This window comes from Pseudoalteromonas sp. SR41-4, from assembly GCF_014163985.1.
Lineage (GTDB): Bacteria > Pseudomonadota > Gammaproteobacteria > Enterobacterales > Alteromonadaceae > Pseudoalteromonas > Pseudoalteromonas rhizosphaerae.
In genome coordinates this window covers 1-15,228 of sequence record NZ_JACJEI010000005.1, presented here as the reverse complement: position 1 = coordinate 15,228, position 15,228 = coordinate 1, and the positions used below count along the sequence as shown (strand labels likewise).

The window sequence follows — 15,228 nt, the reverse complement described above, 5'->3', positions numbered from 1 at the left end:
ACCCATTGATTTTACTCAACAGTTACACTTTTTGCGAGATTTCTAGGCTGATCTACATCAGTGCCTTTAATCACCGCTACATAGTATGAAAGTAACTGTAGTGGGATTGTATATACCACTGGTGCAATCACGTCATCTACGTGGTTTACGTTAATTACACGCATTGTCTCGTCTGATTCAAAGTGTGAGTCTTTATCAGCGAATACATAGATGATGCCGCCGCGAGCACGGACTTCTTCTACGTTTGATTTAAGCTTTTCAAGCAATTCGTTGTTTGGTGCTACAACAATAATTGGCATGTCTGCGTCAATCAATGCTAATGGACCATGTTTAAGCTCACCTGCTGCATAGGCTTCTGCGTGAATGTATGAAATCTCTTTAAGCTTAAGTGCGCCTTCCATTGCGATTGGGTATTGCGACCCGCGACCTAAAAACAGTGAGTGGTGTTTATCAGCAAACTCTTCTGCAAGGTCTGCAATGCCATCAGCCAATAGTAGCGTTTCTTCTAATTTAGCTGGAAGCAATTTAATAGCGTTAACAATCGTACTTTGATCTAAGCCTTTCTCTTGCGCAATAGACGCAGTAAGCATTAACAAACCAACAAGCTGTGTAGTAAATGCTTTAGTAGAGGCTACACCAATTTCAGCACCGGCTTTGGTCATAAAGGCAAGGTCTGATTCGCGTACAAGCGATGAGCCTGGTACGTTACAAATAGTCATTGACCCCATATAGCCTTGCTCTTTAGCTAAACGAAGCGCAGCTAAAGTATCAGCCGTTTCACCCGATTGAGAAATAGTTACTAGCAGGCTATTTTCGTGTACAAACGACTGACGGTAACGGAACTCAGAGGCAATTTCTACGTTACAGCTAACACCTGCAAATTGCTCAAGCCAGTAGCGGGCAACCATACCTGAGTGGTAAGACGTACCACAGGCAATAATTTGTACGTGTTTTACGTCTTTAAATATTTGCTGAGCGCTTTCACCAAAGGCATCAATCGCTACGCGGTCGTCGTTTAAACGTCCTTCAAGGGTGTTACGTACAGCAAGCGGCTGCTCGTAAATCTCTTTAAGCATGTAGTGACGGTATTCACCTTTACCTGATGCATCTTGTGTGATGTTTGATTCAATGACTTCACGTTCAACGGCATTGCCGTCTACATCAAAAATTTCCACACTGTTACGGGTGATACGCGCTACATCACCTTCTTCAAGGTAGATAAAGGTACGAGTTACTGGTAATAATGCAAGTTGATCAGAAGCAATAAAGTTTTCACCAAGGCCTAAACCAATAACTAACGGGCTGCCTGAGCGCGCTACAATAATTTCGTTATCGTTGGCTTTATCAAATACAACTGTACCAAATGCACCTTCAAACTGTTTAACAGCTGCTTGAACTGAGGCTAATAAAGTGGTGTGCTGCTGGCGAAGTTGATGAATTAAATGCACCATTACTTCGGTATCTGTGTCTGATAAAAACTCGTAACCATCGCCTTTCAGCGCTTCACGTAAGCTGGCGTGGTTTTCAATAATACCATTGTGCACTAAGGCAATTTCGCTGTTTGAAATATGCGGGTGCGCGTTTGCTTTCGTCACGCCGCCGTGAGTTGCCCAGCGAGTGTGTGCAATACCGGTAGTACCTTTTACGCCAGCTTCATCAAGCGCGTTTTCAAGGTTTACTACTTTACCCACTGCTTTTACAGTATTAAGTGTATTACCATCTAAAAGTGCCACACCAGCTGAGTCGTAACCACGGTATTCAAGACGCTTAAGGCCTTCAACTAAAATTTTATTTACTGGGCGTTCTGCAACTGCCCCAACTATTCCACACATAATTTCTCCTTTTGCACATGCCAAAGCGTCAACTTTGGGTTTGTATGTGTTGTTTAATATTTAAATGAACATCACAGGTGTTGTCGGCCTGTAATAAACACGAATTTGTAAATTTATAGCTCAGCGCAGATCAACTGCACACCACACGCTTGTATTGCTTGGCGAGTATCGAGTGCTAAGTTGCTGTCGGTGATAAGCGTAGTCACTTGCTGCCAAGGTAATTCTAAATTAGGGATTTTTCGGCCGATTTTTTCTGACTCCACCAGCACTATAACTTCACGAGCAGCGCCCGCCATAACTTGGCTTAGGCCTACAAGTTCATTAAAGGTAGTGGTACCGCGCTCAACATCAATGCCATCAGCACCAATAAATAGCTGATCAAAATCATAAGAACGTAAAACCCCCTCAGCAACTTGCCCCTGAAACGACTCAGAATGCGGGTCCCACGTACCACCGGTCATTAAAAGTGTTGGCTCGTTTTCCAGCGCTAATAAGCGATTAGCCACTTTAATTGCATTAGTCATCACCACTAAACCGCGCTTATTACCCAGTTCAGGGATCATTGCTGCTGTAGTACGACCACTGTCGATAATAATGCGGTTATGATCTTTGATTAGTGCTGCTGCGGCTTTGGCAATCGCCACTTTACGTTTTGAATCAATATCATCGCTTACTATTTCTTGCGGCAATGCAATCGCGCCACCATAGCGGCGCAGTAATAGTCCGCTTTTTTCAAGCGCTGTTAAGTCTTTACGAATGGTTACTTCAGAGGTTTGAAACTGCTCAGCTAAAATATCTACGGCTACTTCACCTAACTCATTAACTTGAGTAAGAATAAGATGACGACGTTGCTGGGTGTTTCGTTTAGTCATTAAGTAAACCATTTAAGTTTCGTTTCGAAAGTTACGAGATTTTAAACGAAACTATGAAAATGGCAAGTGAATGTATAAAAATACCTCTAAATTCATAACAATATAATAAACCCTTCCAAGCGTTGATCTTATTAGCAATCAAGTTAAGCTAAGTGAAATTATAAATAATGGCATTAATTCATGAATAAATTCAACAGCCTTGATAAGTCATACTTAGAGCAACGTAAAATCACCCATGAAATCTGCCGCTTGTTTGCTAAAAGCCCCAGCAAAGGCAATTTAAAACGCATTAAGGGGCTTTTTGCGCAGTGTGGCGATGGAGTGGTTATTGAGGCAGGCTTTCACTTTGACTATGGCTCGCAAGTTCAAATTGGTGATCGTACTTTTATAAACATTAACTGCACTATGTTAGATGCGCCAATTAATGAAGGAGCCATAAGCATTGGCGACGATTGTTTAATCGGCCCGAACGTTCAGCTTTTGACAGTCTCTCATGCAGTTAATCCCATAGAGCGGCTCAATAAAGAAAACTTTGCAGCACCTATAACCATTGGCAATAACGTATGGATAGGCGCGGGGGTTATTGTACTTGCAGGTGTTAGCATTGGCGATAATGCTGTAGTAGGCGCAGGCTCTGTCGTCACCAAAGATATTGCAGCAAATACTGTTGTTGCAGGTAATCCCGCAGTGAAAATTAAAGATATTTAAACAGCACGACTCAAGTTTGCGAGCATATAAAAACTCGGCTTAAGCTCCTGTCGCGGGATAAACCCGCTACTGCCTCCCCCCTCAAATTGTTGGTCGTCATTTATGACGACAAGAATATACAAAAGGCCTATCGATGTTCTGATAGGCCTTAAGTAGGGTTCTGTGCTAGTTATCATTCATACCTTAATGTTAACGAAGGTCTTGTACTGGCGGCTTTAAAGGCAAGGCTGGCAACCGTGAGCCAAGTGATCGCAGCAACACTAAGAGCTGCTATTAAGTAAACCCACATAGCTTGATCAACACGCTCATTAAAATTAGCCAACCAATCTCCTACCAGCCAATAAGTAAGCGGATATGCTATGGCCACACTAACCACGACTAAAATCAAAAACTCTTTCGCCAGTAGATTCATAATACTGATGCGTGATGCGCCAAGTACTTTACGCACCGCGACTTCTTTTTGGCGGCGTAATACCGAGAATGACGCTAAACCAAAGGTCCCCACACACGCTAAGAAGACAGCTAAGCCAGAGAATAAAGTGACAAACTCAGTGGCACGTTCATCATTACGATAAAGCGCACGATAATTGTCAGCCATCATTTCTATTTTTGGGTCATAAATATCAAGTGTTTCGGCCAAGATGCTAGCAAGCTGTGACTTTATATGCGGGAGCTGTGTTAAATCCAGATTAACGATAATTCTACCAACCCAACTGCTGGTGTAACCGCAAATGAAGATGGTTGAGGGCTGTGTATCTTTAACGCTACCTACTTTTATATCTTTAACAACGCCAACAATCGTTATGGTAAGTTCTTGGCCGTAACCTGTGTCTGTGCGCCAAATGCTACCAATTGCATCTTCTGCAGTTACATAGCCCGCTTGTTTAGCTAAAGATTCGGTCAATATTGCTGACGCGGTAGCTTGAGTATCACTGACTTTATTAAACCAATCAGCCCCCATTTTTGCACTAAAGTCACGCCCAGCTACCAGTGATAAATCCAAAGCACTCACAGCATCATTACCCACACCAATAAAGGGTAAAGTTTGTTTAGTAAACTGACCGTTATCAGCCGTAAATGTACGAGACGAGTTATAAGCACCGGTTAGTGAAATATCTATTACGCTGGCTTGTTTCACACCATTAATAGCGTTAATGCGATCTAACAGCACATTGTTTTGGTTATAGAATATATCTCCTGCGTCAATATCACTGATCATTAGCTTGCCTTCTTTTGCGTAACCAACAGGGAGTGACTGCAAATGTGCCAGCTGCTGTTGTAACAATAAGGCGGCAATGATCAGTGCGACCGACAACGCAGACTGTAAAACTAATAAACTTTTTCTAACGGCAATGGCTGTGCGGCCGCGTTGCATGTCACCACTAAGTACACGCTTAGCACTAAACGCCGACATAAACATCGCAGGATAAATCCCTGCAAGCAAACCAACCAATAAGGTAACAACGGCAATTGCTGCACCTAAGGCTGAGCTGTAATTAAGCGCTAGCTGACGATCAACTAATTGGTTAAAAGCTGGTGTTAATAATTCAACCAACATGCATGCTATCAGTGCTGCAATAACGGTTATAAGTAATGACTCAACTAAAAACTGGCAAACAATTTGTGTCTTACTCGCACCAAGGGCCTTACGAACACCGACTTCTTTTGCGCGCTTTGCAGATTGCGCAATACTCATATTGATAAAGTTAAAAGCCGCTAGCAGTACTAATAAAATACTTAAACCAATACAAATACGCAGCGTTGAAAGCGAGCCATTCATTTTCATTTCAAAATTAGAGCTTGCGGTTAAATGCAAAGCAGTTAAGGAGTGTAATGTAAGCTGGGCTGAATCATACTCAGAATCTTTATAAACAACTTCTCTATAGCGATGCTCAATAGCTTTAGCAAGCTTGCCAACATCAGCGTCAGGAGTAACCCGGATATATGTATAGCCATTGTTATTTTGAAAGTTATTATTTGCAGGTGGCTCTTTAATTAATGCTTGAAAAAAGAAGTGCGTATTATCAGGTAAATCAGAAAACACAGCACCGACTTGCCAACGCTTATTTCCCTGTATTAAAGTTTCACCAATAATAGCTGTGCTACCAAAAATCCGTATTGCATACTGCTCGCTGAGTGCAATCATATTTGGCGTTGCAAGTACTTTTGCCAGATCCCCAGCTGCAATATCGATATTGATAAAATCAGTCACGTTACTACGCGCCGCAAGCACATTTTCTAATTTGTAACCAACGCCATCACGAACAAACTCAGAGCCTGGCGGAACCAAATCAAGTGAGAGTATGTCTTCAATTTCAGCCATGTCTTTAAAAGACGCGATCACATCTTTATTGACAACTGGTGCTCCCATTCCAAGTGATGGGAAATATTGATATACACGATACACGCGATCAGCATTAGGTTGCTGTTCATCATAAGAAGCTTCATTAAAGGCAAACATGGCCACTAAAATAGCCGCAGCTAAACCAACACTTAAGCCAATGATGTTAAGTAAAAAATGTTGTTTTTGCTGTTTAAATGCCCGTAGGGCTGTCACTAAATAATTAATAAACATGTTAAGCAACCTCAGCAGCGCTTTGCTGCACAACATTCGCTTTGTCAAGCATCACTTGGCCGTCGAGTAAGCGTACTAAACGGTCAGCATATGCACCTTCTTTCTCTGAGTGGGTCACCATAATTACTGTGGTGCCTTCGCGGTTTAGCTCGCGCAACATAGCCATGACTTCATCACCATTTTTAGAATCGAGGTTACCGGTTGGCTCATCGGCTAAAATTAGTTTAGGATTAATCACTAATGCACGCGCCACGGCTACCCGTTGCTGCTGACCACCCGAAAGCTGCTGTGGTAAATGCTCGCCTCGGTGATCAATGCCTACGCGCTTTAAAATGGCTTCAACGCGTTGTTTGCGCTCACTTTTTGATATTTTTTGATACTGTAACGGCAACTCTACGTTCTCAAATACAGTTAGCTCGTCAATTAAGTTAAAGCTCTGAAATACAAAACCGATTGATGCTTTACGTAGCTCCGACAATTGCTTTTCGCTGTACCCTGCGATGTCTGTTCCAGCAAAATCAAAGCTACCTGCACTTGGTGAATCCAACATACCTAAAATAGACAGCAAAGTTGATTTACCACAGCCAGATGGCCCCATAATCGCTAAAAAGTCACCTTCGTTTACGGTTAAGTTAATGTTACTTAGCGCTGTTGTTTCAACATCTTGAGTACGAAATACGCGGCTTAAATTAGTTAGTTTGATCATTGTTATTTTCCTTAAAATTGTAGTTGCTGTGCTTTATCAAAGTTACTGTAGCTAGAAGTAATCACTTGCTCCCCAGCGTTTAGCCCTTCAAGCACTTCAAAATAGTTTTGATTCTTTTTGCCTAAGCGAATATCACGACGCACTGCTTTATCGCCACCTTGCTCAATAACATAAACCCAGTTACCGCCCGAGTTGGTAAAAAAGGCGCCACGTTTAAGCAGTAGAGCATTGTTTTTGTCACCCCCCAGCATTAACTCAATATCAATGCTTTGCCCGCGCTTAATGCTTTTGGTATTACTTGGTAAATCCACTTCAATTTGAAATTGCGACTGCTGTACGCGGCTATCAATTTTGCTCACCTTGGCGTTCACTGTGCCGCTTTCAAGTTCAATCATCACGGTCATGTCACGCTGTACTTGGTTTAAATAAAACTCATCAAGGCGTACCACTAATTTATATTCATTTGGAATATCAATTTGGCCTAATCGCGCGCCACTGTTTTTAGATTCACCAATTTCCACATCAAGCTCGCTTAGGTAGCCTGAAACAGGCGCTTTGATTAATAAATTGTCGAGATTTCGACGCGCAAACTGCAGGTTTTTTTCAAGCATTTTAGCGCTGTCTGATAACTGTGCGACTTGCACCTCACGGATTGAGTTTTCTTGCTTTTGGCGCTCAAGCGTGAGCTCTTTACGAGCGTGGTAATAATTTAAATCTTCTTCTAACTCTGCAAGTTGCTCCTGCGCTAATACGCCACTTTTAACCAAAGGTTTAGTTTGCTGTAAACGACGGGTGAGGTGCGTAATTTTTAGCTCTATTTCTAATAAGTCACGGCGTAAATTTAACCGGCTGGTTTCCATAGTCATTTGCGTATTGCGTAAAAAATTTAGCTGCTCAGTTACTTGGGCTTCGCGACTCATTACATCTAGTTGTAAGTTGGTATTGCTCAAACGCACTAGTGGTTGGCCTTTCTCAACATATTCGCCTTGCTCCACTAAACGCTCCTCAACTTGCCCACCGGCGATGGTATCAAGGTAAATACTGGTTTTTGGTACCACTTGACCGCGTAAACTTAAGGCATCTTTAAATGCACCTTGTTTCACCGTGCTAACGGTTAAGCTACTGCGTTCAATATTCTGGCTACGACCTGTATTACCTGTTTGTGTAAACCCATACGCAGCGGCAGCAACACCCAATGCCAATGCTGCAAAGGTGAATTTCTTTAAATACTTTTGGGTAAATGAGCGTTCTATTTTCTTATCCATGTTGGCCACCTTGATACAGGTTTAATAAACTAATTACCGATAGTTATTACAAACGCTGTGCCAACTTTATTTAACATTAAAATTCAATGCCTTATAATTAAATGAAATTATTATTATGTTTGTAGTGTCCGTTAATAGAACACTTTTTTATTTTATAAACGTCCATTTATGGACACTGTTCCTTTTTTGTTTTAGGCTAAATAAAACTCTATAAAAATAAAAATCATGAAACACACAGGCTCGCTTTTAATCGTTGATGACAACCCCGATATTCTAATCGCCGCACGGTTATTGCTAAAGCAGCATTATCAAAGCGTTAAAACCACTGACAACCCATTTGAAATTGCAGGCATCATTAACGAGCAACGCAAAGCTGATCAGCCAATTGATGTGATCTTACTCGACATGAACTTTACCCAAGACTCCATCAGCGGCAAAGAAGGTTTTTATTGGTTAAAAAAAATCATCGAGCAAGACGCTAATATCGTTGTTTTGTTAATGACCGCCTACGGCGACATTCAACTCGCGGTGGATGCTATTAAAGCAGGCGCATCTGATTTTATTGCTAAACCTTGGCAAAACGAGCAACTACTTGGGGCTGTGGCGGCGGCTTTTTCACATGCCAAAGACAAACAGCAAGTGGGTAAGCTTACCCGTCAAAAGGACGGCCTTAATCAAGTACTCAATAATCAGCCATTTGAGTTTTTAGGTCAAAGCGCCGCTATGCAGCAGGTATTCACCACCATTGAAAAAGCCGCACAAACTGATGCCAATATACTGATCACCGGCGAAAGCGGCACAGGTAAAGAACTCACCGCGCATGCCATTCATCAAGCAAGTATGCGCCATAATCAAACCTTTATGAGTTTAGACATGGGTGCTGTGGCACAGAACCTATTTGAAAGTGAGCTATTCGGCCATAAAAAAGGCGCATTTACCGATGCCAAAAGCGATCGAATTGGTAAATTTGAGCTCGCCCAAGGCGGAAGTTTATTTTTAGATGAACTAGGCAATTTGCCCCTTGAGCATCAAGCTAAACTGCTTGCCGCATTACAAAACCGCAAAATTACACCTGTTGGCGGCAGCAAAGCGATTGATATTGATATACGCCTTATTTGTGCCACTAATGATAACCTTGATCAAGCCGTCGCAGAGGGGCATTTTCGTCAAGATTTATTGTATCGGATCAACACTGTTGAAATTCGCTTACCGGCTTTACGTGAACGCAGTGATGACATCCCACTGCTAGCAGATTATTACCTCAATCATTTCGCACAAAAGTACAAGCGCAACTTAACCATAAAAACACATGATATGAGCTTACTTTGTCAATATGCATGGCCAGGCAATGTCCGCGAGCTTGCTCATGCTATTGAGCGGGCTGTTATTTTAAGTGATGGCGATAATCTTGATGTTAGCTCAGTGATTGGTAGTGCTGGTGCTACTAATCATACAACCACCAATGACAACGAGGCATACGACACCTTTGATCTTGAGATGCTCGAGCAGCGCACTGTGCGTGCAGCGCTAACACATTACCAAGGTAATGTTAGCCATGCGGCCAAAGCCTTAGGGTTAACGCGTGGTGCTATGTATCGCCGTCTTGAAAAGTATGGGCTATAACAATGCGCCCTCATTTATTATTAACTATTAATATTGTGGCACTTATTAGCGCCAGCGCACTCGTTAGTTATCTATTACAAAATAATGGGCTTTCAGCAACTTCGCTGTTAATTATATTAGTCACTGCGGCCTTGATAACGCATATTTTTACGCTCTTTAAGCGCCAACAAAAACAAGCAGAAATGGTGATCCGCGCCTTAGCCAATGGCGACAGCACCTTAGGTCTTGGCCAACAACATCCAATGCGCCAACAATTTGAGCAAGTAAAAACGCAAATGCAAACAGCACGCTTTAATGCCGAACAACAAGCGCAGTTTTTGCAAGCACTGCTTATTCATGTTGATTTAGCGGTTATGGTATGTGACGACAACGGCAAAGTGATTGAATCAAACCCAGCAGTCAGCAAACTACTGGGTAAAAGCTTCCAGCATCTACGAGAATTAGGCGCTGTTGGTGAACTAATTTTGAACGCCAAGAACAATATGCGCAGCACCACCTATTGGCAAAATGGCGAGCAGCACGACACGCTTTCTATCCAACTCAGTATCGCCGAAATACAAGGCAAAGTGCGTCGCGTAGTAAGCCTACAATCAATTCATGACCAACTACAACTCAAAGAACAACAAGCGTATAAACGCCTAACTAAAGTACTTACGCACGAAATTGCCAACTCTATTACCCCGCTTTCATCGTTAGCTGATACGTGCAGCAATTTACTGCCACAAGAACTGTGTTTTATTGATATTGAAGATAAACAAGACTTACAGCTTGCACTAAGCACCTTAGCATCAAGAACGGCACATTTAGGCGACTTTATTGCTCGTTTTCGCCAAGTTAGCAGCTTACCTAAACCTAATTTAGCGCCTGAAAATTTAGCCGATATGCTAGCGCGTATTGTCACCTTGCATCAACAACAGTCGCGTGAGCTGCAAATCAATATAGAACTTACAATTAAAAGCCAGCAATTAGTGATGCTAGACAGTAGTCAAATAGAGCAAGTATTAGTAAATCTTATAAAGAACGCATTTGAAGTGCTAAGCAGCAACAAAAAATATAACGCGCAAAGCCCCGCTCAGCCAAACATCAAGCTCAGCTTGGCACAAAACGCCAGCCAACAACTCTATGTTGAAGTGAGCGATAATGGCCCAGGCATCAGCGAACATGTGGTGGATATGATCTTCGTACCATTTTTCACCACTAAACAACAAGGATCAGGTATTGGCTTGAGCCTATCAAGGCAAATTATGCTCAACCACGGCGGTGATTTAATTTATGTACCAAAACCACAAGGCGCATGCTTTAGATGCGTGTTTGGTTAAATTAACTTAAAGATCAGTGGGCTTACCAATATAAGTCCGTAGCAAAAGCCCGCTTTAACTTGCCATGCTTTATATTTACCTGTGACTTTAATCCCTATAAATGGGCTTAATAGATCGATACGGCGAACAGCAATAAATACCAGCCAACAAATAATGAAAGTGAGGCTGAGTATAAGTAATGGCTCTTCAAAGCCACCTAATTGCAGCTTCGACAAATAAAAGGCAAGGCCAATAATTACACTTTGATGTAATAGATAAAACGGAAATACGGCTGAGTTTAATAACGCTAATTTAGGGTGATCGTGATTCAAAAAGCGTTTTGCTAATGCCAGCATTAACATCACACCCACTAATCGTTGCGCGGTATACAGCATATCCATGCTGGTAATTTGCCATTGGCTCGTAGCTGGGTTTTGCCAAATCATGTGATAACCCAGCACGACAACTAAATAACCTAAAATGAATACCACTAATAACGCCTGCCAGTGACGTAGCAGTTGGCTGTAAAATGCAGGCTGCCAAGCAAGCAAGTAACCGTAAAGTAAAAACAACGCGCCCATGGGGTATCGGAATGTATCACTCGGCCAGCTCAGTTTTAAAATACACAGCGGCAATAGCAATACAATAAAAACAATAACTAACGATCGCTCACATAAACGCGTCATTATTGCTTGCACAGTAGCATGATGAAGCAGCGGTATCATTAACACCAGCAATAAAGTAAATTGCCATAACGAACGCAAGTACCAAAGATGGTTTACATCAACATGTGGCCAAATACCTGCTTGGTAGTGATTAAATAAAGGGTTAGTTAAATCAAAGAACTGCTGGTAGAACTGCCAAAAGCTCATAGCTAAACCAACCTCTTGGCTCATTTGCGCATAAAGCTGAATCGGCACTATAAACCAAATGCCAAACAATAAAGGCAGTAATATTTTTACACTGCGCGTAATTAAAAACATATCTAAACTAAAGCGCGCAATAATAAAGCGCAGCGCTACTCCTGAAATAAACCAGATTAGTCCCATTCGCCACGGTGACAGTAACAACATGACATTTTCAACACTGCTAGACAAATACTGGCTTTTAAAATGAAATCCCCAGTTTTGGCTGTATAACATGCCGGTGTGATAAAAAATTAATAAACCAAACGCAATCACCCGTAGCCAATCAAGATCATAACGGCGCTTTGGCAGTTCATCATGCTGATTAAATACATTTAGCCATGGCTGTAATAGCGTACGTGTTGTGTTTTTAATTACTATTTTAAGTTTCATGGTAGATTTAGCTTACGACTAATTAATAACAAATATGAACAACAATCTGCGTTAAGCAATCAGAAAAGGCTGATAAAACAGTCAGTAGGGATAAACGGTGGATATCAGGGATGATAAGTTTGGTGATCTATCACTATCTTGCTAGTCTAATTATGGTCTTTTAAAGAGTAACAATAATAATGATCTCCTTAACGCATTTTCAGCGCTACCAGAGATGGTATGCGGCATTATTTTTATCTAGTTATATTTTTATCAACAATACTATAAATGCCAGCTCAAACATTATGGAAGCCCAGCGCGATGGCGAACTCCCATTTATGATCTGGGAGCCGTTTGTATGGGAATATTCCAGCGCTATTGGCACCTTGATGTTGTTTCCCGCTTTAGTTAGGCTATTAAAAACCCAGCCTTTTAATTGGCAAAAAATCCCCCGCTCATTACTGCTATATCTGCTGGCAAGCATTGCTTTTTCGTTATTGCATATTGGCATTATGGTCACCATTCGCAAGCTCATTTACACCGTACAAGGCATGTATTATGACTTTGGTTTGGTCTGGTTTGAATTACTTTATGAATACCGCAAAGACTTGTGGGGGTTCTTATTTTTAATTGCTGTTATTAAAACCTATCAATATGTAGTGAGCCAATTAAGTGGTGAAGCAGCACCGATCAGACAAGGCGAAGATACGCCTGAAAATTTAAATTTCGATAGACTACTGGTAAAAAAACTGGGAAAAGAATTTATTGTCCGCGTAGCACAAATAGACTGGCTTGAATCTAGCGGTAATTATGTAAATCTACATATTGATGCAAGAATTTATCCGTTACGTGCAACTATGAGCCAACTTATAACTCAGTTAGAACCGCAAGGGTTTTGCCGTATTCATCGCTCCCATGGCGTTCGGTTAGATGCGATTGAATCAATCACGCCACTACCGAGCGGAGACAGTGAAGTAAAACTTACAACGGGCAAAGTACTTAACTTATCGCGTCGCTATAAAGAGCAATTTAAGGGACAGTTAAATTCAACTACAAGTCATTCTTAACTCACGCTATGTTAAGCTAGCCTGATTTAAGTTAACCGCATTTATATTTTCGGAGTAGTTTAGTACGTGTCTTTAAATCGATTTATCCGCATTCTGCCATTGATTGTTATTTTATCCGGTTGTGAAACCACACCCGAAAAACCATCTTCACAACCTGATATTAAGGCTAACCCAAATATTGTTGTTAAAGAACAAAACGAAAATATTGAGCAAATAGCTCCCTTAAGTCCTCAGGAACTCGATGATGTGTGGCAACGCATCCGAGCGCAGCTTACATTTTCCAATTCTAGCCACCCAGATGTGCAACAACGCATTGCATGGTATTTATCTCACCCAAACTATATGGATGAAATTAGTCGCCGTGCTGAGCCTTACCTTTATTATATTGTCACAGAGGTTGAAAAACGGAACTTACCCATAGAATTAGCGTTAATGCCGCTAATTGAAAGTGACTTTGATGCCAGTGCCTATTCGCACAAGCATGCATCTGGGCTTTGGCAATTAACGCCTGCCATTGCTAAGTACTTTAAGGTAAAAATTAGCCCTTGGTACGATGGCCGCCAAGATGTGATCGACAGTACCCGCGCTGCTCTGGATTTTATGGAGTACTTATACAAACGCTTTGATGGTGATTGGTATCACGCTATAGCAGCCTATAACTTAGGTGAAGGCCGTGTACTTAGAGCGATCAGCAACAATAAAAAGCAAGGTAAACCAACTGACTTTTTCAGTTTAAAACTCCCTCAGCAAACCAGTCAGTATGTACCTAAACTACTTGCTGCGGCACAATTATTAAAAAGCCAAAAAATGGCGTTCCCTGCAATAGCAAATAAAGATGCAATTGCCAAAATAGCCATTTCTGGCTCAGTTATTTTAGATAATAAAGCCCAATGGCAACAGTTAGAGCCCTTAAACTACGGGGTCATTCGCTTTCCGGCGATTATTGATGCACCGCATCTCGTCGTTCCTGCTAGTGAGCAAAAGCAATTTGAGACTATGATTGCTGATCAAGATTCTAACGACTACAGCCAATGGCAACATTATACAGTTAAGCGTGGCGATAGTTTGAGCGTGATCGCTAAGCGCTACAAAGTAACTTTAAGCCAACTAAAAGCATTTAATAATTTGAAAAATAGTACCATACGTATTGGTCAAAAATTAGTGCTACCGCAGTTAGCCGATACGCAAATAGAGCATAAGGTTAAATCTGGCGAAAGCTTGTGGAAAATAGCCAACCATTACAAAGTCAGCATCACTAAGCTAAAACAATGGAACAGCCTTTCAAGCGATCGCTTAAAAGTAGGCGATAAGCTAACCGTATTTTTATCAGCAAGTTAATAACATGAACGCTGGATAATAAGCCTATCTTCAGCGGCTATATGCAATGCTAACTGTGTTAGGCCTGAATAATTAAAGGGCTGCAATCATGCAGCCCTCTGCAAACAGTGATTAATCATCAGCTTGTGATTTAGTGTGGTACCAATTTACTGTGCGGGTCAGCATCATAATCAAACTCAGTACCACAAATACCAATCGTGTTAAGTTACTGACCATTTATAGCGACAGATAAATACAGTGATAACAAGGCGTAAATTTTGACATGTAGTTGTTCTACTTAAAAAAATTATAACGCAGTTAGCGCTTTATTTAGCTCGCTAGAATGGTTAAATATTTAAGTCGATTGGTATAAGTATCCATACTCAAATTGCTCTAAAGGTAGATTCCCTGGGATGTGAAGGAGCGTTTGTTTGATAAATAGGGATACACATGCCGTGGAGCATAGGGATTGCAAGAGCGGCCACTACTGAGTTCACCATGGGGTCTTGGCTTGGTGTTTTCATTTTATTCCAGACGTAAAAAAGCCGCTTCATTTCTGAAGCGGCTTTCTCAATTTGGAGCTTGGTGATGTCATAGTGCCCACAGCGGTAGAGAGCCACATAGCAAATGTATAGGTCGGCATTAGGCGCTTATTCTTTTCCTTTTACCTGATGCCTTTTACCTTTCA

At 41.5% G+C, this 15,228-nt stretch carries 11 protein-coding genes; 5 read left to right on the top strand and 6 right to left on the bottom strand.

The features are described 5' to 3' along the window. Positions 1–11: 11 nt before the first annotated feature. Positions 12–1,832, bottom strand: a complete 1,821-nt coding sequence (gene glmS / locus H5180_RS05380; protein ID WP_182734993.1) for a glutamine--fructose-6-phosphate transaminase (isomerizing) — start codon at positions 1,830–1,832, stop codon at positions 12–14. Positions 1,833–1,945: 113 nt separating this feature from the next. Then, a complete protein-coding gene (locus H5180_RS05375) occupies positions 1,946–2,704 on the bottom strand; it encodes a DeoR/GlpR family DNA-binding transcription regulator (RefSeq protein WP_182730667.1) in 759 nt (252 codons plus the stop codon). 180 nt (positions 2,705–2,884) lie between these two features. On the opposite strand from H5180_RS05375, the gene H5180_RS05370 reads away from it, so the two are divergent. Further along, entirely contained in the window at positions 2,885–3,412 is a 528-nt protein-coding gene (locus H5180_RS05370; protein ID WP_182730666.1) for a sugar O-acetyltransferase, read from the top strand. Between the two features lie 172 nt (positions 3,413–3,584). On the opposite strand, the gene H5180_RS05365 is transcribed toward H5180_RS05370, so the two are convergent. The 3 genes from H5180_RS05365 to H5180_RS05355 are packed head-to-tail and all read right to left on the bottom strand — an operon-like array spanning position 3,585 to position 7,958. After that, positions 3,585–5,987, bottom strand: coding sequence for an ABC transporter permease (locus H5180_RS05365; RefSeq protein ID WP_182757853.1), 2,403 nt, complete (start codon positions 5,985–5,987; stop codon positions 3,585–3,587). A gap of 1 nt (position 5,988) precedes the next feature. Next, positions 5,989–6,693: an ABC transporter ATP-binding protein gene (locus H5180_RS05360; RefSeq protein WP_182730664.1), complete on the bottom strand. Its 705-nt coding sequence runs from the start codon at positions 6,691–6,693 to the stop codon at positions 5,989–5,991. An 11-nt stretch (positions 6,694–6,704) separates the two neighbouring features. Next, on the bottom strand, positions 6,705–7,958 hold the full coding sequence (locus tag H5180_RS05355) for an efflux RND transporter periplasmic adaptor subunit (protein ID WP_182730663.1): 1,254 nt from the start codon (positions 7,956–7,958) through the stop codon (positions 6,705–6,707). Between the two features lie 225 nt (positions 7,959–8,183). On the opposite strand from H5180_RS05355, the gene H5180_RS05350 reads away from it, so the two are divergent. Together H5180_RS05350 and H5180_RS05345 are read left to right on the top strand one after the other, a co-directional pair. Further along, positions 8,184–9,581, top strand: coding sequence for a sigma-54 dependent transcriptional regulator (locus H5180_RS05350; protein WP_182757852.1), 1,398 nt, complete (start codon positions 8,184–8,186; stop codon positions 9,579–9,581). 2 nt (positions 9,582–9,583) lie between these two features. Beyond that, a complete protein-coding gene (locus H5180_RS05345; RefSeq protein ID WP_182757851.1) occupies positions 9,584–10,900 on the top strand; it encodes a PAS domain-containing sensor histidine kinase in 1,317 nt (438 codons plus the stop codon). Here H5180_RS05345 and H5180_RS05340 read toward each other — a convergent pair. After that, entirely contained in the window at positions 10,897–12,177 is a 1,281-nt protein-coding gene (locus H5180_RS05340) for an acyltransferase (protein ID WP_182757850.1), read from the bottom strand. The genes H5180_RS05345 and H5180_RS05340 overlap by 4 nt on opposite strands. Before the next feature lie 182 nt (positions 12,178–12,359). Between H5180_RS05340 and H5180_RS05335 the strand changes: the two genes are divergently transcribed. Together H5180_RS05335 and H5180_RS05330 are read left to right on the top strand one after the other, a co-directional pair. Then, on the top strand, positions 12,360–13,223 hold the full coding sequence (locus tag H5180_RS05335; protein WP_182757916.1) for a LytTR family DNA-binding domain-containing protein: 864 nt from the start codon (positions 12,360–12,362) through the stop codon (positions 13,221–13,223). Between the two features lie 66 nt (positions 13,224–13,289). Further along, complete coding sequence (locus tag H5180_RS05330; protein ID WP_182757849.1) at positions 13,290–14,561, top strand: LysM peptidoglycan-binding domain-containing protein; 1,272 nt, start codon at positions 13,290–13,292, stop codon at positions 14,559–14,561. Positions 14,562–15,228: the final 667 nt, after the last annotated feature.